Source organism: Streptomyces sp. NEAU-YJ-81, assembly GCF_017592595.1.
Classification (GTDB): domain Bacteria; phylum Actinomycetota; class Actinomycetes; order Streptomycetales; family Streptomycetaceae; genus Streptomyces; species Streptomyces hygroscopicus_B.
This window is the reverse complement of the sequence record NZ_JAGFNO010000002.1, coordinates 424,448-445,143: the sequence shown is the minus strand read 5'-3', so window position 1 is coordinate 445,143 and position 20,696 is coordinate 424,448. Positions and strand designations below refer to the sequence as shown.

General features: G+C 71.6%; 20 protein-coding genes. 13 read left to right on the top strand and 7 right to left on the bottom strand.

The window, feature by feature from the left end:
* The first annotated feature begins 70 nt into the window (after positions 1–70).
* The 3 genes from J5X86_RS07555 to J5X86_RS07545 all read left to right on the top strand — a co-directional run bounded on the left by J5X86_RS07555 (position 71) and on the right by J5X86_RS07545 (position 3,371).
* Positions 71–1,714 carry a penicillin-binding transpeptidase domain-containing protein gene (locus J5X86_RS07555; RefSeq protein ID WP_208515984.1) on the top strand — a complete coding sequence of 548 codons (1,644 nt, stop codon included), beginning with the start codon at positions 71–73 and terminating at the stop codon, positions 1,712–1,714.
* A 260-nt stretch (positions 1,715–1,974) separates the two neighbouring features.
* Positions 1,975–2,475: a YbaK/EbsC family protein gene (locus J5X86_RS07550; protein ID WP_208515983.1), complete on the top strand. Its 501-nt coding sequence runs from the start codon at positions 1,975–1,977 to the stop codon at positions 2,473–2,475.
* Complete coding sequence (locus J5X86_RS07545) at positions 2,472–3,371, top strand: EamA family transporter (protein ID WP_208515982.1); 900 nt, start codon at positions 2,472–2,474, stop codon at positions 3,369–3,371. Before J5X86_RS07550 ends, J5X86_RS07545 begins: the two co-directional genes overlap by 4 nt.
* Before the next feature lie 152 nt (positions 3,372–3,523).
* Here the strand turns inward: J5X86_RS07545 and J5X86_RS07540 are convergent, their stop codons facing one another.
* Both J5X86_RS07540 and J5X86_RS07535 read right to left on the bottom strand, forming a co-directional pair.
* Positions 3,524–4,291: an alpha/beta fold hydrolase gene (locus J5X86_RS07540; RefSeq protein ID WP_208515981.1), complete on the bottom strand. Its 768-nt coding sequence runs from the start codon at positions 4,289–4,291 to the stop codon at positions 3,524–3,526.
* Positions 4,291–4,668 carry a DUF1330 domain-containing protein gene (locus J5X86_RS07535; RefSeq protein ID WP_208515980.1) on the bottom strand — a complete coding sequence of 126 codons (378 nt, stop codon included), beginning with the start codon at positions 4,666–4,668 and terminating at the stop codon, positions 4,291–4,293. Before J5X86_RS07535 ends, J5X86_RS07540 begins: the two co-directional genes overlap by 1 nt.
* 74 nt (positions 4,669–4,742) lie before the next feature.
* On the opposite strand from J5X86_RS07535, the gene J5X86_RS07530 reads away from it, so the two are divergent.
* The 3 genes from J5X86_RS07530 to J5X86_RS07520 all read left to right on the top strand — a co-directional run bounded on the left by J5X86_RS07530 (position 4,743) and on the right by J5X86_RS07520 (position 8,641).
* A complete protein-coding gene (locus J5X86_RS07530; RefSeq protein ID WP_208515979.1) occupies positions 4,743–5,360 on the top strand; it encodes a TetR/AcrR family transcriptional regulator in 618 nt (205 codons plus the stop codon).
* A 105-nt stretch (positions 5,361–5,465) separates the two neighbouring features.
* Positions 5,466–5,855: a hypothetical protein gene (locus tag J5X86_RS07525; protein ID WP_208515978.1), complete on the top strand. Its 390-nt coding sequence runs from the start codon at positions 5,466–5,468 to the stop codon at positions 5,853–5,855.
* A 2-nt stretch (positions 5,856–5,857) separates the two neighbouring features.
* Positions 5,858–8,641: an ABC transporter substrate-binding protein gene (locus tag J5X86_RS07520; RefSeq protein ID WP_208515977.1), complete on the top strand. Its 2,784-nt coding sequence runs from the start codon at positions 5,858–5,860 to the stop codon at positions 8,639–8,641.
* Here J5X86_RS07520 and J5X86_RS07515 read toward each other — a convergent pair.
* A complete protein-coding gene (locus J5X86_RS07515) occupies positions 8,614–9,414 on the bottom strand; it encodes an SDR family NAD(P)-dependent oxidoreductase (RefSeq protein ID WP_119994609.1) in 801 nt (266 codons plus the stop codon). The genes J5X86_RS07520 and J5X86_RS07515 overlap by 28 nt on opposite strands.
* A gap of 143 nt (positions 9,415–9,557) precedes the next feature.
* Here J5X86_RS07515 and J5X86_RS07510 point away from each other — a divergent pair, with 143 nt between their 5' ends.
* From J5X86_RS07510 to J5X86_RS07480, 7 genes are all read left to right on the top strand, one after another.
* Positions 9,558–10,811, top strand: a complete 1,254-nt coding sequence (locus tag J5X86_RS07510) for a serine hydrolase domain-containing protein (protein ID WP_208516142.1) — start codon at positions 9,558–9,560, stop codon at positions 10,809–10,811.
* 347 nt (positions 10,812–11,158) lie between these two features.
* Positions 11,159–11,317 (top strand): hypothetical protein, encoded by a 159-nt coding sequence (locus J5X86_RS07505; RefSeq protein ID WP_208515976.1) that lies wholly within the window; start codon positions 11,159–11,161, stop codon positions 11,315–11,317.
* Positions 11,256–12,437, top strand: coding sequence for a hypothetical protein (locus tag J5X86_RS07500; RefSeq protein ID WP_208515975.1), 1,182 nt, complete (start codon positions 11,256–11,258; stop codon positions 12,435–12,437). Before J5X86_RS07505 ends, J5X86_RS07500 begins: the two co-directional genes overlap by 62 nt.
* On the top strand, positions 12,434–13,387 hold the full coding sequence (locus J5X86_RS07495) for a response regulator transcription factor (RefSeq protein ID WP_208515974.1): 954 nt from the start codon (positions 12,434–12,436) through the stop codon (positions 13,385–13,387). The genes J5X86_RS07500 and J5X86_RS07495 overlap by 4 nt, the downstream gene beginning before the upstream one ends.
* Positions 13,388–13,569: 182 nt before the next feature.
* Positions 13,570–14,010 (top strand): hypothetical protein, encoded by a 441-nt coding sequence (locus J5X86_RS07490; protein ID WP_208515973.1) that lies wholly within the window; start codon positions 13,570–13,572, stop codon positions 14,008–14,010.
* Positions 14,004–14,318, top strand: a complete 315-nt coding sequence (locus J5X86_RS07485; protein WP_208515972.1) for a hypothetical protein — start codon at positions 14,004–14,006, stop codon at positions 14,316–14,318. The genes J5X86_RS07490 and J5X86_RS07485 overlap by 7 nt, the downstream gene beginning before the upstream one ends.
* A gap of 79 nt (positions 14,319–14,397) precedes the next feature.
* Positions 14,398–15,537: an ATP-binding protein gene (locus J5X86_RS07480; protein WP_208515971.1), complete on the top strand. Its 1,140-nt coding sequence runs from the start codon at positions 14,398–14,400 to the stop codon at positions 15,535–15,537.
* A gap of 6 nt (positions 15,538–15,543) precedes the next feature.
* Here the strand turns inward: J5X86_RS07480 and J5X86_RS07475 are convergent, their stop codons facing one another.
* From J5X86_RS07475 to J5X86_RS07460, 4 genes are all read right to left on the bottom strand, one after another.
* Positions 15,544–16,314, bottom strand: coding sequence for an energy-coupling factor ABC transporter ATP-binding protein (locus tag J5X86_RS07475; RefSeq protein ID WP_208515970.1), 771 nt, complete (start codon positions 16,312–16,314; stop codon positions 15,544–15,546).
* The gene (gene cbiQ / locus J5X86_RS07470) at positions 16,311–17,075 is read right to left on the bottom strand and encodes a cobalt ECF transporter T component CbiQ (protein WP_208515969.1); all 765 of its coding nucleotides are present in this window, start codon (positions 17,073–17,075) and stop codon (positions 16,311–16,313) included. The genes J5X86_RS07475 and cbiQ overlap by 4 nt, the downstream gene beginning before the upstream one ends.
* 2 nt (positions 17,076–17,077) lie before the next feature.
* Positions 17,078–18,208, bottom strand: a complete 1,131-nt coding sequence (locus tag J5X86_RS07465) for an energy-coupling factor ABC transporter permease (protein WP_208515968.1) — start codon at positions 18,206–18,208, stop codon at positions 17,078–17,080.
* 193 nt (positions 18,209–18,401) lie between these two features.
* Positions 18,402–20,645 (bottom strand): MMPL family transporter, encoded by a 2,244-nt coding sequence (locus tag J5X86_RS07460; protein ID WP_208515967.1) that lies wholly within the window; start codon positions 20,643–20,645, stop codon positions 18,402–18,404.
* Between the last annotated feature and the right edge of the window lie 51 nt (positions 20,646–20,696).

Sequence of the window (20,696 nt, the reverse complement as noted above, 5' to 3'; positions counted from 1 at the left end):
GGTAGAGTGCCGGGCACCGCGGCCTCCATCGACTGATGGAGGGAATCGAGAACACTGTGGGGGTTCTGTAATGCGGAGTGGCGCGAGAGCCGCGATCGTCGGTGCGGTGTTCGCCGCCATGGTCGGTGTTGCCGGTTGCGGCAGCGGCCAGGACGATTCATCCAGTGCGAAGGACGGTGCGAGCGCCGGCTCGGGTGACGACAAGCCGTCCCTGAAGAACGTGAAGACCGGCCCGCCCAGCGCGGCCGAGGTCAAGACCACCGCCCGCGCGTTCCTGGCGGCCTGGTCGGCGGGCGAGACGGCGAAGGCCGCCGCCCTTACGGACGACACCGGCGCGGCCACCACGGCGCTGGGCGACTACCGCAAGAAGGCCCATGTGGCCAAGGTGGCGCTGGAGCCGGGGCAGGCGAGCGGTGCGAAGGTGCCGTTCTCGGTCAACGCCCAGATCTCCTCCGGCGGTCAGAGCGTCCCCTGGACGTATGAATCCTCGCTGACCGTCACCCGCGACACCAAGACCGGTAAGCCGGTCGTCGGCTGGAAGCCCTCGGTGGTGCAGCCCGACCTCGCCGAGGGCGACACCCTGAAGACCGGCGCGTCCGAGGCGCCGCCGATCAAGGCGGTGGACCGCGACGGCAAGGAGCTGACCGCCGCCGAGCACCCGACCCTCAAGACCGTCCTGGCCGCGCTGCGCGAGCGGTACGGCAAGAAGGCGGGCGGCAAGGCGGGCGTGGAGACCTGGATCGAGCGCGCCAAGGGCTCCAAGTCCCCCGACAAGACGCTGAAGGTGCTCTCCAAGGGCACCCCGGGCACGCTCCGCACGACGATCGACGCATCGCTCCAGAGCACCGCCGAGCAGCAGGTGAGCAAGCGCACCAAGGCGTCGGTGGTGGCGGTCAAGCCCAGCACCGGTGAGGTCCTCGCGGTGGCCAACTCCCCCGCGAGCGGCTTCAACACCGCCCTGCAGGGCTCGTACGCACCCGGCTCGACGATGAAGATCATCACCTCGGCGACGCTGATCGACAAGGGTCTGGCGGCGTACGGCAAGGCCCATCCGTGCCCCAAGTACTTCTCGTACGGCGGCTGGAAGTTCCAGAACGACAAGAAGTTCGAGATCAAGAACGGCACCTTCGAGCAGAGCTTCGCCCGCTCCTGCAACACGGCCTTCATCAGCCAGGCGGGGAAGCTGAAGAACGACGACCTGACCAACGAGGCCCGGAACGTCTTCGGCATCGGGCTCAACTGGCAGACCGGTGTGCCCTCCTTCGACGGCGCGGTGCCGGTGCAGTCGGCGGCCTCCAAGGCCGCCTCGCTGATCGGCCAGGGCGGGGTGCGGATGAACCCGCTCAACATGGCGTCGGTCGCGGCCACGGCCTCCACCGGCACCTTCCGCCAGCCGTACCTGGTCTCGCCGTCGCTGGACGACCGGACGCTGGCCAAGGCGAGCAAGACGATGAAGTCGAGCACCCATGACCAGCTGCGCAAGCTGATGCGGCTGACGGCCACCTCGGGCACCGCCGCCGAGGCGATGGCCGGGATGAGCGGTGACTTCGGCGCCAAGACCGGTTCGGCCGAGGTGGACAACCAGGAGAAGCCCAACGGCTGGTTCAGCGCGTACCGCGACGACATCGCGGCCGCCGGTGTGGTCCCCGAGGGCGGCCACGGCGGCGACACGGCGGGCCCGATGGTGGCGGCGCTGCTGCGCGCGGGCGGCTGAGCCGGCAGTTGCCGGCAGTTCCACCGGCGTGACGGCACGGGAGCCGGGGGGGGGCGGGGGGGGCCCCCCCCGCCCCGTCGCCGTCAGCCCCCCCTGCGCCCGCCAGGCCCCCCGGCGGCCCGCCCCGGGCCCCGGGCGGCCGCGCCGCCCCCCCCCCCGGCTCCTTCGCGTTCAGCCGACCGGTCGAACCGGCCGGACGCGGGTGCGACCACCGGGAAATGCCCTGGCGTGGGCCGCGGGCCCGTCGATAGCGTCGCTGCATGGTCGATCCCACACCCACCCCTGACGCCGCCGCCCACCCCCGCTTCGCCGATGCCCTGCGCGAGCTCGGCCTGGACGTCGAGGTACGTCGCTTCCCCGACGCCACCCGCACCGCCGCCGAAGCCGCCGCGGCCATCGGCTGTGAGCTCAGCCAGATCGTCAAGTCGCTGGTCTTCGAGGCGGACGGACAGCCGGTGGTGGTGCTGATGGACGGGTCGTCACGGGTCGACGTCGAGCTCGTACGGCACGAACTGGGCGCCGGGAGCGTCCGCCGGGCGAACGCGGCGCTGGTACGGGAGACCACCGGCTACGCCATCGGCGGGGTGCCGCCCTTCGGCCACCGCACCCGCACCCGCGTCCTCGCCGACCGCCGGCTGCTGGACCACGAGACCGTATGGGCCGCCGCGGGCAACCCCCACACCGTCTTCCCGCTCGACCCCAAGACCCTGATCGCGCACGCCGACGGCGCCCTGGTGGATGTGCGCGAGCGGTCCGCATGACCCCGCTCGTCGCGACCGCGGTGCTCATCGCGGCCGTCACCCACGCGTCCTGGAACGCCATCGCGCACGGCATCCGCGATCAGCTGCTCGCCTTCACGCTGGTGGGCGGCGGCGGGGCGCTGTGCGGACTGGCACTGCTGCCGTTCGCCCCGCTGCCCGCAGCGGACGCCTGGCCGTATCTCCTGGCCTCCGCGGCCATCCACGTGGTCTACCAACTGCTGCTCATGCGCTCGTTCCACCTGGGCGACTTCGGCCAGATGTATCCCATCGCGCGCGGCACCGCCCCGCTGGTGGTGACCGTGGCCGCCGCGGTCTTCGTCGGCGAGCGGCCGGACCACTGGCAGGCGGCGGGGATCGCACTGGCCTCGGCCGGACTGGTGGGCTTGGCACTGTGGGGCATCAAGGGCTCCCGCCACGCTGACGACGAGGAAGGCGGGCAGAACGGCGGGCAGAACGGCGGGGGCGCACCGCAGTGGCTCGCCCTTACGGCCGCCATCGCCACGGGTCTGTCCATCGCCGCGTACACCATCGTGGACGGTCTGGGGGTACGCGCCTCCGGCAGCGCGCCCGGCTACATCGCCTGGCTGATGATCCTGGAGGGCTTCGCCATCCCCGCCTGCGCCCTGGCCATCCGCCGCGGCGCCCTCCTCCGCCAGCTACGCCCCGTCGCCGCGCGCGGCCTGCTCGGCGGATTGCTGTCGGTCTCCGCCTACGGCCTGGTCCTCTGGGCCCAGACCCAGGCCGAACTCGCCCCGATCGCGGCGCTGCGCGAATCGTCGATCATCGTGGGCGCGGCGATCGGGACGCTGTTCTTCAAGGAGCGGTTCGGCGGCCCGAGGATCGCGGCGGCGGGGCTGATGGTGGCGGGCATCGGACTGATGCTGCACGCCGGTTGATCCGCTTCCGTGTTTCAGGCTGCCTCCTGCTCAGCGAGCAGTGCCGCGACTTCCGGCACGTCCGCGTAATCCCGCAACCGGCGAAGGATGACCCGGACGCCTTCCGCCGTTCCGAACCTGATCGCTCGTGGCGGGCATCCACGTATGTGCGACTACCCCTGGTCCAGTGACGCCCAGAAACGGGTGAGCGCCTCCGCACCGCGGGCGGGGTCGTGCGTCATCCACCAGTGGCCCAGCCCATCAAGGACCTCCACCCGGGCACCGGCGCGGCGCGCGGCGCGGCGTCGCTGCTCGGCGGTTCCGACCGCGTGGTCCTCGGTGGCGAGCAGCACGAGCCCCGGCCGCCGCGCCGCGTTTTCCAGGTTCCGGCCGAGCTCGGCCATCACCGGTGGCATGGCGGAGGTGTAGAGCGCGATCACGGCCCGGCCCATCGCCTCGTTCTGCCCCTGGGCGACCCACTCGGCCGCCGCCTCGCCCATCCCCCGCTCGACGAGCGTGGCGATCCGCTGCTCGACGGGCGCGCCGAAGCGTGCGGCCACATCGGCCTCTCCGATTCCCGGTGTCTGCCATCGCTGGGCGAGCTCATGCCAGACGTAGTCGGGTTCGAAGGCCGCGATCGTGTCACTGGCCCAGCTGCGTACGAGGTCCGGGCGGCTCATCACCGCGTTGAGGACGTGTCCGCCGCCCCAGTCGTGGCCCACCAGGTCCACGGGCTCGGCGAAGCGTGTCAACTCACCGATCAGCCAGTCGCGATACTCCCCGACGGTCGCCCCGAACCCGGGCGGCAGCGGCGCGCCGAACCCGGGCGGGGACAGCCGGATGAGGTCGGCCGGAGCAGCGCCGGCGGCCTTCAGTTCGGCGAGCAGGGGATCCCAGACGGCCGCCGTCTCGGGATTGCCGTGTACGAAGACGGCGGGCATCAGACCACGCTCCCCTGGAGCGGGACGGTCGGCTGCAGGACCGATTCCACCAGCGCCTCGCTACGGAAATGGGACGCCGCCTGATAGTCAGGGTCACGGATCATGTCAGCGAATGCCTGGCGGCTGGGATAGCGCACCAGGAGCACCGCGTCCCACGCCTGCCCGTCTTCGGCGATCAAGGCGCGACCACCGTTCCCCAGGTACTCCACCCGCAATCCGTACCGCGCGTTGATCTCCGGGCCGAGTGCCTCCGCATAGCGCTGGTAGCTCTCGCGACCGCCGTCCGGGCGGAACCGCAGCAGGTTCAGCATCACCACGGGGCCGCCGGGGTCTTCGGCCAGGAAGACATCGAGGGCGCGCTCATCCATGTCGATCATCGAAACCTCCAGTCAGGATGAGTGGCACCGTATAAACTTGTTGGACAACACGCAAGCTAGTGAGGACTCTCGCCATGACGACCCCCCGTCGCACCCAGAAGCAGCGTCGCGACCAGGCCGAAGCCGCATTGCTGGCGGCCGCCGCCGAGCTGGTCATCGAGCAGGGAGTGCGCTCGCTGACGCTGGCGCGGGTGGGTGAGCGAGCCGGGTACAGCCGCGGAATCGTCACCCACCACTTCGGTTCGAAGCAGGCTCTCCTCGAACTCCTGGCCCGCAGCACACAAGCCGGGTTCGTGCCGGGCCTTGCCGATCTGCCCCCAGGGCTGGACCGCCTCCTGCGGCTGATCAACGGCTACATCGGCCAACTCGGCCAGGTGGGCGCCGCCAATCGCGCGTTCCTGCTGCTGTGGGCGGAGGCGCCCACCATGCCCGAACTGGCACCGATCTTCCGCGAGCGGGACGAGTCGTTCAGGGCCGATCTGCGCGACGATGTGGCGGCCGGAATCGCCGAAGGCACCATCCGCCACGACCTCGCGCCCGAGGAGGTCGCGGTAGCGATCGTCGGACAGCTCCGAGGAATCGGGCTGCAACGACTTCTCGACCCGCCCGCCGTCGACACGGAACGCCTGCGGCGATCGGTGACCGAGCAGTGGCGCCGGGCGCTGGCCACACCAGCGACGCGGCAGTCATGAGCGGGCGGCTTGTGCCCGAACTCCATTGACCTTGCTCTTCGTTGATCCTGCGCGGACGCCCCTGGGTAGGACAGAATCGGGAGACCGTCGTCACAAGGGGGCTTGGTGCGGATCGACGTAGCGGTGAACGGTGGGGAGGCGGAGCTGCGATCGCTCCTCGACTGGCTGAGACGGGATCCGGCCGCGCGCCGCGGCGCCCATGTGGAGCTGGTCCAGGCCGAGCCGTCACCGGGTCAGATGGGCGTGCTCACCGATGTACTGCAGCTGATCACCGAGAACGCCTGGAGCGCGGCCTCCTTCGCCCTGGCGCTGTCCACCTGGCGGCAGACACGTCCGCACGCCCAGCGGATCACCGTGCGCCGTGGTGACCTTACGGTCGACCTCGACGGTGGCGACGACGAGGAGCTGCGGCGTCTGATCGACGCCCTGGAGCGCCCGGCCGCCCCCGAACCGGAACGGGACCGGGACCGTCAGGGCGACGGAGGAGGGCGGTAGCCGTGACCGTTCTGCCCAACCCGTCCGCCACCCGCGCGGTGCTCATCGGCAGCAGCCGCTATGCCCACTTGGAGCCGATCCCGGCGGTGGCCAACAACCTGAGCGCGCTGGCCGCGGCCCTGTGCGCGCCGGGTTCCTGGGGGCTGGCCCCCGAGCACTGCACGGTCATCGAGGACCCCGCCACCGCGGTCGAGGTCCTCGAGGCCATCCGGACCGCCGCCGAGGAGGCCACGGACACCCTGCTGGTGTACTTCGCCGGACACGGTCTCGTGGAACCGCGCCGCGGCGAGCTCTTCCTGGGGCTGACCGGGTCCATACAGCACCGCTCCTACACCGGGCTGCCGTACGGCACGCTGCGCGACGTCGTGCTCGACGGACGGGCCGGGCGCCAGGTGATGCTCCTCGACTGCTGCTTCAGCGGACGCGTACTCGGCTTCATGAGCGCGGCGAGCGCCGAGGCCGTGATCGACCAGGTGGAGATCGAGGGCACCTATCTGCTGGCCTCCGTCCCCGACACCAGCTTCGCGCTCGCCCCGCCCGGCGAGCACCATACGGCCTTCACCGGTGAGCTGCTGCGGCTGCTGCGCGAAGGGGTGCCGGGCGGGCCGGAGTTGCTGGACCTGGACACGGTCTACGCGCAGGTGTACGCGGCGCTGCGGGCCAAGGGGCGGCCACTGCCGCAGAAGCGGGACCGCAATACGGCGGGCGGGCTCGCCCTGGCCCGCAATGCCGCCTGGGCACCGCCCGGCTTCGGCCCGCCGCCCCCGCCGTACGATCACGAGCCGATGCCACCGCCCACGTTCATGGGCACGCCCACGCCGCCGTACGAGCCGGGACCGGCGCCCGCGGACCACGAACCGGCCCCCGCGCCCGTGCCGCTGCCCGGGGTGCCGCCGATGCCCACCTGGTCGCCGATGGCCCTGCCGTCGCCCGCCCCGCTCCCCTCCCCCGGCGGCGCCTCTCCGGGCCGCCGCCGCGCCGTCACCTACGGGCTGGCGGGAGCGCTCTTCGTGGCCCTGGTGGCCGCGGGCATACCTCTGGCGATGTCGTGGATGAAGGGCTCTTCCAAGGACGACTCCGGGCACAACACCTCGAAGTCGTCCAGCACCCCGAAGCCTGGCCCCACCTCCGGGAACAACGCCGCGGCCAAGGGGGGCGTCGTCAACGCCTCGACCAAGCCGGGCGGGACGCTGAAGTTCATCAGCAAGGACGACGCGGATTCATGGGACCCTCAGCGCAGCTATTACGGCTTCGTCTGGAACTTCTCCCGCTACTACGCCCGCCAACTGGTCACCTATGCCCCCAAGCCCGGTAAGGACGGCACCGGGCTGGTCCCGGACCTCGCGGAGAAGAAGGCCGAGGTGACCGACGGCGGCAAGACGTACACCTACACCCTCCGCAAGGGGATCACCTGGCAGGACGGCACCGCGATCACGTCCCAGGACATCAAATACGGCATCGAGCGGATCTGGGCCCAGGACGAAATCTCCGGTGGCCCGATCTTTCTCCAGCAGGCACTCGATCCCGACCTCACCTACAAGGGTCCGTACAAGGACACTTCGAAGGACAAGCTCGGTCTGAAGGCCATCAAGACGCCGGACGACAGGACCATCGTCTTCACACTGCCGAAGGCCAACGGCGACTTCGAGCGCATGCTGGCGACGCCGTCGGCATCACCGGTGAAGAAGACGAAGGACACCAAGGACAAGTACCAGGACAACCCGTTCTCCTCGGGGCCGTACAGATTCGACTCCTACGAGCCGGGCACGTCGCTGGAACTGGTCCGTAACACCAACTGGGAGCGGTCGTCCGACCCGATCCGCAGCGCCCTTCCCAACCGGATCACGGTGAATATCAGCAGCGACGAGCAGACGAACACGAAAGCCCTGTTCTCGGGCGACTATGACCTGGATCTGCAATCCTCCGGACTCACCGGGGCCTCCCTCGCCCAGGCCACGAGGAGTTCCGACCTCAGTGCCCGGCTGGACAGCCCGTCCAACGGGTTGCTTCTGTTCGCGGCCCTCCCCCGCTCCGTCAAACCGCTGAACAACGTCCACTGCCGTAAGGCGGTCCTCTACGCGGCGGACAGGAAGAACCTGCAGACCGCCGCGGGCGGTCCACAGACCGGCGATATCGCGCCCCATATGCTCCCGCCCACCATCGCGGGCTCCGACTCCTCCTACGACCCGTACGAGACGCTCAAGAGCAAGGGCAAGCCGGACACCGACAAGGCGAAGGCCGAACTGAAGGCGTGCGGAGAGCCCAACGGATTCCGGACCACCATCGCGGTGCGCAACAACCACCCCACCGACGTGGACGTCGCCATGTCGCTCCAGGCGTCGCTGCGGAAGGTCGGTATCACCACCGAGATCGATCAGGTCGACGGCACCCATTTCAGCGAGACGATGGGCGCGCCCGCGACGGTGAAGAAGAAGGGATACGGCATCGTCCTGTACCGATGGCTGGCCGACTTCCCGACCGGCCAGAGCTTTCTGCAGCCGCTCGCCGACAGCCGTTTCATCCTGCCCGCCGGCAATTTCAATGTCGCGGAGCTGGATGACCCCACGGTCGACGACCTCTTCGACACGGCGATCGCCGAACAGGATCCGGCGAAGGCCGGGAGCGACTACGCGCAGATCAATCGGAGGATTTCCGACTCCGCCGCATATCTGCCCATTCTGTTCCAGAAGAGCGTGATCTGGCGCGGCTCCCGGCTGACCAACGTCTATACGAGCGAGCCCTGGGAGGGCCGTTACGACTATGTCTCGCTGGGCGTCTCCGAGTGACCGAAGGCCCTGCGCACCGCCACGTTCGTGGTCGTGATGCCGCCGTCCACCGGGAGGGTGGTCCCGGTGATCCAGGCGGCGTCGGAGGAGGCGAGGAAGGTGATGGCGGCGGCGATGTCGGCGGGTTCGCCGACCCGGCCGAGGGGGTAGACCTCGGCGGCGCGGCGCAGGGTGTCCTCCTGGCCGTCCCAGCCGGGGGTGCGGATCGTGCCGGGGGCCACGAGGTTGACGCGGACGCCCCGCCGGGCGGCGTGGGCGGCCAGGGTGCGGGTGAGGCTGCCCAGGCCCGCCTTGGCGGCGCTGTAGGCGTGGTTGCCGAAGTCCTGGAGGCCGTTGACCGAGCCGACGTTGACGATCGCGCCCCGGCCGTCCGCGGCGGCCAGATGCGGCAGCGCGGCGCGGGAGCAGCGGAAGGCGCCGCCGAGGGTGACATCGATGTCCTGCTGCCACTCGTCGTCGAGCTGGTCCTCGAACAGCGGGGTGTCGACGTGGCATGAGTGGGCGCTGTTGACCAGGACGTCCAGCCTTCCGAAGCTCCTTACGGCGTGCGCCACGGCCGCCTCGGCGTCCGCCCGCCGGGCCACATCGCAGCCCAGCGACTCGGCCTCGCCGCCGTCGGCCCGTATGGACGCGGCGGCCTTCGCGGCCCGTTCGCCGTCCAGGTCGGTGATCAGCACCCGGGCGCCCTCGTCGGCGAAGCGGCGGGCGGTGACCTCCCCGATCCCGCGTCCCGCGCCGGTGAGCATGACCGCGTAACCCTCGAATCTCCGCACCGTGTGCCCCTTCTCGTCGGCTCTCGGACCGCCGCAGCCCCATAGCGGCGCGTCCGCCGGTGATCCTGCCCGGCCCCGGCATGATCCTCACCCGCGGGACGTTGCACCATAAGGAGAAACACAGCACACACGCGCGGGTCGGCATGGCGGGAGTCGGATCAGTGGTGGACGTCCAGGGCACGGTGGCCGACGGTTTCGAACCGGTCCGGGACGCCTTCGCGGCGAACTTCACCCGGCACGGCGAGCGCGGTGCGGCCATGGTGCTCTACCGGGAGGGCGAGAAGGTCGTCGATCTGTGGGGTGGCACGAAGACCCCCGACGACGACGGCGAGAGCAGCCCCGAGGCTTCCGGCGGCGGTCCTGAGCCCTGGACCCAGGACACCGCGCAGGTCGTCCGGTCGGTCACCAAGGGCGTCGCCGCCGCCGTGCCGCTGCTGCTGCATCAGCGCGGCCAGTTGGACCTGGACGGCCGGGTCAGCACCTACTGGCCGGAGTTCAAGGCGGCCGGCAAGGAGCGGGTGCTGGTGCGGCATCTGCTCGCGCACCGCACCGGCGTGCCCGTGCTCGACACCCCGCTGACCCCCGCCGAGGCCGTCGACGGCATATCCGGGCCGCGGGCCGTCGCCGCCCAGCGCCCCGTATGGGAGCCCGGTACGGCCCACGGCTACCACGCCCAGACGTACAGCTGGCTGCTGGGCGAGCTGGTGCGCAGGGTCACCGGGCGGACCATCGGGCGCTGGATCGCCGAGGAGATCGCCCGGCCGCTGGGGCTCGACCTGTGGCTCGGGCTGCCCGAGGAGCAGCGAGCCCGGGTCGGCCGGATCGCGGCGGTGGAGGCCCTCGCCGCGCCCGCCGCACACGGGCCGCGGCTGCGTCCCAAGCGGTCGGTAGCCGAGGCGTACCGGGACCCCGAGTCGCTGACCCGGCGGGCGTTCGCCGCGATCACCCCGGTGCCGGACGAGAACGACCCCGCCTATCTCGCCGCCGAGCTGCCCGCCTCGGGCGGGGTGGCCACCGCCGAGGCGCTGGCCCGCTTCTACGCGGCGCTGATCGGACCGCTGCCCTCGGCCCGTACGGCCCGCTCGGGGGGCAGGCTGTTCGCCCCGGCGACGCTCACGATGGCCCGTACGGAGGAGTCCGCGGGGCCGGACCGGGTCCTGGTCGTCGGCACCCGATACGGCCTCGGCTACATGCTGCACGGCCCCGCCTGCCCGCTGTTGGGGCCGGGCTCCTTCGGCCATCCGGGGCGCGGAGGCTCCCTCGCCTTCGCCGACCCGGAGGCGCGCATCGGCTTTGCCTACGTCACCAACGGTATGCGGCGCGGGGTCACCGCGGATCCCCGTGCGCAGGCGCTGGTGCGCGCGGTGCGGACCAGCCTGGCGGCGCGGGAGGCGTAACCGCCCGAGGGGCCGCAGGTGCGGCGGGGCGGCGCGGAAGACATGGCGCCACGCGCCCCCGGTATGCCTCCGAGCGCCCTCCCGTACCCGCGCACGCGGCTCCGCCAGGGCCAAGGGTCCCTATTGCGCCGTCCCCCGGCCCCTCCACACTGGAACCAGGGAAAATCGGGGGGCACGTGGCTCGGTTACGGGGGCGGCTGACGCCGCGTTTATGGGCGTGGCCGTGGCCGCGCGAGGAACGACACCAGGGGCACGGGCGGGCGCCGCACCCCAGCGACGGACATCACCCGGCCGCCGAACCACCGGCCGACCGGCACCGGCTGGCCCGCCGGGACATGGAATGGCAGATGCTGCGCATCCTGCTGATCTTCCGGCTGATGCACGGCATCCAGCTCGCGGTGACGGTGCCCGGGATCGCCGGTCATCTGCCGCACCGGCCGGGCGTTGCTGCTGCTGATCGCGGTGGTGGCCGAATCCGTGTGGTTCGTCGGGCACATCAGCCGTAACCACCGGCGGGTGATCGCGGACGACACCGAGCGCCGGGAGGGCGCGGGCGGTCGGCCCGATCCGCAGGACACACCGCGGGCCACGCCCCAGGCCACGCCGCCGACCACGTACGACGGTCTGGCGGCCGGTGTGGAGCTGTGCTCGGCCGTCGCCTTCCTGTGGGCCTGTGCGCTGGTCCTGGGCTCGCACCGGTCGCAGGACATGGCCCCGCTGCTGGTGCTGACCACCGAGCAGATCTCCGCCGCGGGCATCGGCTCGGCGCTCGGCCAGCCGCGGCGGGTACTGATCGTCGCCACCTGCGCGATCGCCGCCTCCTACGCCGCGGTCATCGCCCTGGGCGACGGCGGCCCGCAGGCGCTGGCCCACTCCGATGTGCTCATCGGGCTCACCGGCTACGGGGCGCTGGCGTATCTCATCCGCCGCGGCGCCAAGTTCCTGCTGCAACTCGCCGCCGACCTCGGCGATATGAGCCTTCAGCTCCATGAGCAGGAGCAGCGGAAGCTGCTCGCCATCGAGCTCCACAACCACCTCGGCCACACCCTCAACGCCTTCCAGCGGATCGACGCCTCGGACCCCGAACAGATCGACTCGCTGCGCAAATCGGCGGTGGTGGCGCGGGAGCGGCTGGCCACCTTCATCGGCACCGGGCGGTTCAGCGAGTCGGTGCCACTGATCGGCATGGTCCACCGGCAGGTCGCGCTGGCGACCAACGACACCCTCACCGTGGAGCCCATCGTCACCGAGCGCGTGGTCGGCGCCGCGGCCCGGGTGCTGCCGTCCCAGGTGGAGCTGCTGGAGGCCGCGCTGCGCGCCGCGCTGATCAATGTGGAGCGCAGCGCCGGGGTGCACGACGCGGTGCTGCATGTGGACCTCGTCGAGGACGCCGACGGCGCCGGGCTGGTGGAGCTGGTGGTCACCGACGAGGGCGTGGGCTTCCCGCCCGAGGTGCTGGCGCGCGGCGTCGGCGCCATGCGGTCGCTGGCGCTCCACGACCGGCTGCTGCGCGAGCGGGGCGGGGCGCTGCGGGTGCGGTCGGTCGCCGGGTTCACCCAGGTGACGCTCACCCTGCCGATCCAACGAGACAGCACGACCGAGCCGAGTCAAGGGGGCGTCGGATGAGAGACGAGTCGGCCGAGCACGGGTCCGGGCAGCCGCTGCAGGTGGCGGTGGTCGAGGACCATGAGATGACCAGACGGGGCCTGGTGGCCGCGCTGAACGCCGATCCGCGGCTGACCGTGGTCAGCGAGGTGGACTCCGTCGAGCAGCTCGAGGTGAGCGGCGCGGAGTACGACGTGTGCGTGGCCGACATGATGGGCGTCGGCACCGCCGAGCAGTTCGCCGACCTGGTGCGGCGCTCGGATGTGGTGGTGTGCACGGCGGCGGAACAGTGGCGCCAGCGGGTGGCCCCCTGGGTGTGCGGGGCGAAGGCCGTCTTCGGCAAGACGGTCGGCGCGGCGGTCCTGGCCAACGCCGTATGGGACGCCCGCCACCATCCGCACTGGCTCAAACCGCATCTGGCCTCCGCCCTGGAGACGGCGGTGCGCGAATGCGGGCTCAGCGTGCCGCCGTACTTCGCCGATCTGCTGGGGCGCACGGCCCGCGGCGGCCGGGTGGCCTGGATCCTGGAGGAGCTGGAGGTCAGCGAGAAGCGCTACGGGGAGGATCTGCGGGACTTCCGGAGGCAGTGCGCGCGGGCCGGGCTCGGCCAGCTCACCCTGCTGGACGCGCTCTATATGGCCTCGTCGGCGCCGCAGGCGCCCGCCCATGAGCCCGTGGTGTTCTCCTCTTGGGCGGCGGGGCTGAGCGAGGGCCAGATCCGGGCGCTGGAGTGGTACGCGGACGGCTACTCGTACGAGGAGACGGCCGCCCAGCTCGATGTGAAGGTCTCGACGGTCCGTACGCAGATCGACCGGGCCATGACCGCCTGCGGGATCATCTCCAAACCGGCCGACGTCCGCATGATGTTCGCGATGTACGTGTGCTCCCGGCACACCAAACCGGATCTGCTGCTGCGCCGGCTGACCGCCCTGGGGGCGCATCCGCCGCGCCGGGGCGGGGCCGAGCGCTGATGGCCGCGTGGACCGCCCGGACCGCCCGGACGTCGGTTTCTGTCGTAGCGGGCGCCGACAGCGCCCTCCCGGATTCCCCACCGCATCGGGGGACGCGAAGCGACAGGTGTGGTGCGGAGTATGGTCATCGGGCCCTCGCGGGGGAACCGGGGGCCCGCCCTTTCGAAGGACGGGGGAGAAGCATGCCCGACCAGCGCGCCTTGGGTGATACGGCAGCCGACGGCCGTTGCCTCGGCACCTTCGACGTGACGCTCCGCGAGGTGAGCGCCCCGCTGGAGTGCGGCGGCCGGAGCCGCGCGGCCGGAAGCGGACGGAGCACCCGGAGCGCTCGTCGCGTACCGCTGCGGGCCGTTCTCACCTACCGCGATGTGGTCGCCTTCCTGGTACGCAACCGCGCGCGGGCGCCGGAAGCGGCGGCGGGGGCCGTGCTGCGGCAGCGCGAAGGGCCGGTGTTCCTCGTGCAGACCTTCTTCCTGGACCAGGAGGGCGTGCCGCTGCGCGACACCGGGACGCCGCCCGCCCCGGTGTGGGTCTGCCGGGCCCGGCGCCTGGACGGCGAGCTGCGCGCGGCCTTCGGCGACAAGGACCTCATCATCTTCGGGCAGGAGGCGCCGTCATGCTGAGCCTTTTGGGCATGGTCCTGCTCGCGCTCGGCGGGATCGGCGCGGTCGCGGTGGTCCATGTCGGTTGCGTGACCATCGAGTTCCTGGCGGACTGGTTCCGGTCCCAGGGCGAGCGGCTGCACTCCGATCCCGATCTGCGGGCGGTCACCGTGGCCGAGTCCATACGCGACGGCGAGGTCAGCTATATCCAGGGGCTGTTCGACACCTCGCGGGAGCAGTTCGTCGAGGGCCGCCGGATCGAGGCGAAGCAGGCCGAGAAGCGGGTGCGCAGCGCCCACGCACACCACAGGGTCGCGGTCTGGGGCTGAGGGCCCGGGGTTCGGGGTTCGGGGTTCGGGGTTCGGGGTTCGGTCCGGGGATCGGTCCGGCGTTTGAGGGGGAGATCCAGTGAGGAACCTGGCAAGGGCTTCGCGTATCGCCTTCGCCGTCACCGGGATTCCGGGCGGCGCCGACGATGTGGAGGCAGCGCTGCTGCGGACCCGGCTGATCGAGGCCGCCAAGGAGTTCAGCGGCCGCAACGGGCCACGGCCGCTCACCCTTACGGTCACCAACCAACCGCCGGGCAGGGAGGCGGGACCGGGGCCGGGATCGGGATCGGGGCAGGGGCCGGGGCCGGGGTCGGGGTCGCGGGCTGGATCGGGGGCGGTGGCCGAGGCGGGATCGGGGGCCGGGCCGGAGTCGGACGAGCCGTCGATCGGGGAGCGGGCGCGGCAGTTCACCGCGACGCCGCCGCTGTACACCTTCGACCGCCTGGTGCTCCCGGAGCGGACGCTGGACCAACTGCTGCGCGCCGTGCACACCGTGGAGCAGCGCCGGGTGCTCTTCGACGACTGGGGACTGCGCGAGATACAGCCGCATCCCGGCTCGGCGGTGAACCTGGAGGGCGCGCCCGGCACGGGGAAGACCCTGGCCGCCCACGCCCTCGCCGACCGGCTGGGGCGTCCGCTGATCGCGGCCCGCGCTTCGCAGTTGGAGAGCAAGTACCACGGGGAGGGCCCGAAGAACCTGGCGGCGCTCTTCCACGCCGCCCGTGAGCAGGGCGCGGTGCTCTTCCTGGACGAGGCGGACGCGCTCATGTCCGCACGGTTCGAGACCATCAGCCAGGGCGCGGAGCACGCGGTGAACGCCATGCGCAGCGAGATGCTCACCGCCCTGGACCACCACGAGGGGCTGGTCGTCCTGGCCACCAACCTGGTGTCCTGCTACGACACGGCCTTCGACAGCCGGGTGTGGCATGTGCGCTTCCCGGCCCCGGACGAGGCGGCGCGGGCCGGGATCTGGCGGCGCCATCTGCCCGACGCGCTCCCCCTCGCCGAGGACGTCTCCCCGGAGGGGCTGGCCGGGGTCGACGAGGTGACCGGGCGCGACATCCGCCGCGCGGTGATCGACGCGGCGGCGGAGGTGCTGCGGACGGGACAGCCGCGGGTGCGGCAGGCGGATCTGCTGGCGGCGGTGGAGCGGATCAAGGCCGGGCGGCCGTACCGTACGGGGCCGATACCGATGGCGGCATCCGGCGGGGCCGGATGACCGGCGTCACCTCACCGGCGCCGTCACCGAGCGGGGGTCGAAGCCGAAGGGGAGCTCCAGCCGGTGCTCGCGCATCAGCTCCTCGTCGCACAGCAGCTCCTGCGTCCCGCCGTCCGCCGCGATCACCCCGCCGCTGAGCACCACCGAGCGCGGGCACAGCTCCAGCGCGTACGGCAGATCGTGGGTGACCATCAGCACGGTCACCTCCAGGGACCGCAGGATGTCGGCGAGTTCGCGGCGCGAGGCCGGGTCGAGGTTGGACGAGGGCTCGTCCAGGACCAGGATCTCCGGCTCCATGGCCAGCACGGTCGCCACGGCCACCCGCCGGCGCTGCCCGAAGGAGAGGTGGTGGGGCGGCCGGTCGGCGAACTCCGCCATCCCGACCCGCTCCAGGGCGCGCCGCACCCGCTCCTCCAGCTCCGGGCCGCGCAGCCCGGCCGCGGCCGGGCCGAAGGCCACGTCCTCGCGCACGGTCGGCATGAAGAGCTGGTCGTCCGGGTCCTGGAAGACGATGCCCACCCGGCGGCGGATCTCGGCCAGATGTGCCTTCGCCACCGGCAGCCCCGCGACCGTGACGGTCCCGGCGCCCGCCGTAAGGATGCCGTTGAGGTGCAGCACGAGCGTGGTCTTGCCCGCGCCGTTGGGGCCGAGCAGCGCGACGCGCTCGCCGCGGGCCACGGTCAGATCGACACCGAAGAGAGCCTGATGGCCGTCGGGGTACGCATAGGCCAGACCGGCCACCTGGAGGGACGGCGCGGTGGTGGCGGGGTCGGTCATAGGAGCATCCATCCGGTCAGGCAGACCGCCAGCGCGGTCAGCGGGAGGGCGGCGGCGTGCATCCACTGGGCGCGGGACGCCGTCACATCGTCGATCACCGGCATGGTGCCCGTATAGCCCCGGCTGACCATCGCCAGGTGGACCCGTTCGCCCCGTTCGTACGAGCGGATGAACAGCGCCCCGGCCGAGGAGGCGAGCACCCCCCAGTGGCGCACCCCGCGCGCCTCGAACCCGCGTGACTGGCGGGCGATCCGCATCCGGCGCATCTCATCGGAGATGACGTCCCCGTAGCGGATCATGAACGAGGCGATCTGCACCAGCAGCGAGGGCATCCGCAGCCGCTGCAGCCCCAGCAGCAGGGCGCGCAGCTCGGTCGTGGAGGCCAGGAGGACGGAGGCGGCGACGCCGAGGGTGCCCTTGGCGAGGATGTTCCAGGCGCCCCACAGCCCGGACTCGCTGAGCGACATCCCCAGCACCGCCACCCGCGGGCCCTCCGCGATGAACGGCATCAGCACGGCGAAGGCCACGAACGGGATCTCGATCAGCAGCCGCCGCAGCAGATACCCGGCCGGTATCCGGGCCGCCGCCGCCACCCCGGCCAGCAGCAGCGCGTACGCCCCGAAGGCCCAGACGGCCTCGCGGGGCGTGGAGACGACGACGAGGACGAAGCAGAAGACTGCCGCGATCTTGCAGTGCGGGGGGAGGGCGTGGACGGGCGACCGGCCCGCCCGGTAGAGCTTGTGCGCGTGTCCCGCGCTCATCGTCAGCCCCGCCCGCTCTCGGCCGTCGCCCGGCGCCGCCGTACGACGATGAAGACCCCGGACCCGACGGCGAGCGTGGCCCCCACGCCGATCACCCCGGCGAGCCCGCCGGAGAGCCGGGCGTCGGAGATGTCCTTGACGCCGTAGTCGGCGAGCGGGGAGTCCTTGGCGGCGTGGTCCTCTTCCTTCGCGTCGATCCCCTTGTCATGGGCGACCTTCTCCAGCCCGTCGGGGCTGGCGGAGGCGTAGAAGCTCACGACCCCGGCGCACAGCAGCGCGGCCGCGAGCCCGGCCAGCCACACGCGCCGCGCCGACCGCTGCGGCACGGCGGCGGGCTCACGGGTCGCGGAGATCGCAGAGGTCTCGGGGGTCTCTGGGGCCTCGGAGGTCGCCGTCGCGGGTTCGGCCGCCGGAGCCCCGGCCCGGGCCACCGCTCCCGGAGCGGCCGGGGCCAGCGGGCTGTCGCGGATCTCCAGCGGACGCGCGGTCACGCCCCGCGCCCCGTAGACCAGATCCGGCCGTACGGCCACGACGGCACCGACCGTCAGCGCGGTGATCGCCGCCTCGCCGATGCCGATCAGCACATGCACCCCGACCATCGCCGCGAAGACCTTGCCGATCGCCACATCGGCGGTGCCGCCGAGCGCGTAGATCGCCGTGAAGGCCACCGCAGCGGCCGGTACGGAGACCAGCGCCGCCACAAAGGACGCGACGGTGACCGTACGGCGGCGATGCGGGGCCAGCTTCACGATCGTGCGGAAGATCGCGTACGCCACGACCGTGGTGACCAGGGCCATGTCCGTGATGTTGACGCCGAGCGCCGTAAGGCCGCCGTCCGCGAACAGGACGCCCTGCATCAGCAGCACCACGGAGACGCACAACACCCCCGTATACGGCCCCACGAGTATCGCGGCCAGCGCCCCGCCCAGCAGATGCCCGCTGGTCCCGGCGGCGACGGGGAAGTTGAGCATCTGCACGGCGAAGATGAACGCCGCCACCAGCCCGGCCAGCGGTGCGGTCCGCTCGTCGAGCTCCCGCCGGGCACCGCGCAAACTGACCGCGACGGCCCCGGCGGCGACCACACCGGTCACCGCCGACACCGGCGCGTCGATGAATCCGTCGGGCACATGCATGGCGGGACTCCGCTCCTGAGCTGCTGCTATCGGCCCGATGGTAGCCCGTACCTGCAAGTCATTCGCAAGAGCGCGGTCATCGCGGAATCGGTCGGGATGGCCCAGGATCAAACGCCGACGGCGGCCTTCCGGGATCGGAAGGCCGCCGTCGGGCCGAAGGTAACGCCGGCTACAGACGCAGGTCAGACGCAGGTCAGACGCGTGTCAGCTCGGCGTCCGGGTCGGAGTCGCGCTGCTGGGCCGCGGGGGTCGGCTCGAGCTGCTTGCGCAGGCCCTCGCCCTCCACGTCCACATTGGGCAGCGCCCTGTCCAGCCAGCGCGGGAGCCACCAGGCCGACTTGCCGAGCAGGGCCAGGACCGCCGGGACGATGGCCATACGGACCACGAAGGCGTCGAAGAGGACCGCGGTGGCGAGGCCGAAGCCGATCATCTTGATCATCGACTCGGACGAGCCGATGAACCCGGCGAAGACGCTGATCATGATGACCGCGGCCGCGGTGACCACCCGGGCGCCGTGCCGGAAGCCGGTGACGACGGCCTGGCCGGGGCGCTCGCCATGGACGTACGCCTCCCGCATCCGGGTCACCAGGAAGACCTCGTAGTCCATCGCCAGACCGAACACCACACCGATCATGAAGATCGGCATCATGCTCATGATCGGGCCGGTCTCCTCGACGCCGAACAGATCCGCCAGCCAGCCCCACTGGAAGACCGCGACCACCGCGCCGAGCGCCGCGACGACGGAGAGCAGGAAGCCGAGCGCCGCCTTGAGCGGGACCAGGACGGACCGGAAGACGACCATCAGCAGCAGGAAGGCCAGTCCGACGACGAGCACCAGATAGGGCACCAGCGCGTCGTTGAGCTTCTGCGAGATGTCGATGTTCATCCCCGTCTGGCCGGTCACCAGCACCTCGGCGCCGGTGTCGGCCTTGAAGCCGCTCGCCTCGTCCCGGATGTCGCCGACCAGGTTCTCGGTGTCGATGCTGCTCGGCTTGTACTTGGAGATGACGGAGAGCGTCGCGGTGTCACCGGCCTTGTTGAACGTGGCCGGGCTGACCCCGGCCACACCGTCCAGGCCGGTGATGGTCTTACGGACCTGCTCGGCCGCGCCCTTGGCGTCATCGCTGCCCTTGGCGTCGACGACCACCATCAGCGGACCGTTGTAGCCGGGGCCGAAGCCGTCGGAGATCGCGTCGTACGCCTGGCGCTTCTGGCTGCTGACCGGCTGCGAGCCGTCGTCCGGCAGGCCGAGTTCCAGGCTGACGGCGGGCACGGCGGCCGCACCGAGGCCGAGCACGGCCACCAGGAGCACCATCAGCGGGCGGCGCAGCACGAAGCGCGCCCAGCGGGTGCCCATGTTGGGCTTCTCCTCGGCGGAGGCGTCCGGACCCGCCACAAGGCGCTCCTCCAGCCGCCGGCGCGCCTTGCGCCCGAACACCCGCTTGCCCGCGAAGCCCAGCACCGCCGGGATGAGGCTGATCGCGATGAGGACGGCGATGACGACCGTACCGGCCGCGGCGAAGCCCATCTTGGTCAGCATCGGGATGTTGACGACGGCGAGGCCGACCAGCGCGATGACCACCGTAAGGCCGGCGAAAACGACCGCGGAGCCCGCGGTGCCCACGGCACGTCCGGCGGCTTCCTCCCGGTCCCGCCCCTCGGCCAGCTCCGCGCGGTAGCGGGAGACGATGAACAGCGCGTAGTCGATGCCGACCGCGAGGCCGATCATCATCGCCAGTGTCGAGGTGGTGGTGGACAGCCCCAGGGTGGTGGCGAGCGCGGTGATCGACGCGATGCCGATGCCGACGCCGATGAGCGCGGTCAGCAGCGGCAGTCCGGCGGCGACCAGCGAGCCGAAGGTGATGGCGAGGACGACCGCGGAGATCGCGATGCCGATGATCTCGGTCGATCCGGTCTCCGGCATCTCCTGGAGCGCGTCACCGCCGATCTGCACCTTCAGGCCCGACTTCTCGGCCTTCTCCCCCACCTCCTTCAGACCGTCCTTGGCGGGGTCCTTCAGCTCCATGGAGTTGACCTTGTAGCTGGTCAGGATGTACGCCGTGGAGCCGTCCTTGCTGACGGCCTGGGCCTGGTAGGGGTCGGCGACCGAGGCGACCTGCGGCGAGCTCGCCTTGAGGTCGGCGACGGTCTTGGTGACCACCGCCTTGTTGTCCGGGTCGGTCATCTTCTCGCCGCTCGGGGCGCGGAAGACCACACGGGCGGTGGCGCCGTCCGCGTTACCTCCGGGGAACCGCTGTTCCAGCAGGTCGAATGCCTTCTGGGCCTCGGTGCCGGGGATGGAGAAGCTGTCGTTGGCGGGCGGTGAGGCGGTGGCGGCGCCGACGCCCGCGACCGCGAGCAGCGCCACCCATATCAGGGCGACGAAGCCGCGTCGCCGGAAGGCGAACCGGCCGAGTTTATAAAGGAAGGTGGCCACGAGAAGAGGTGCTCCCGTCGGTTGGATGGCACTGGGCAGGGATGGGTAACC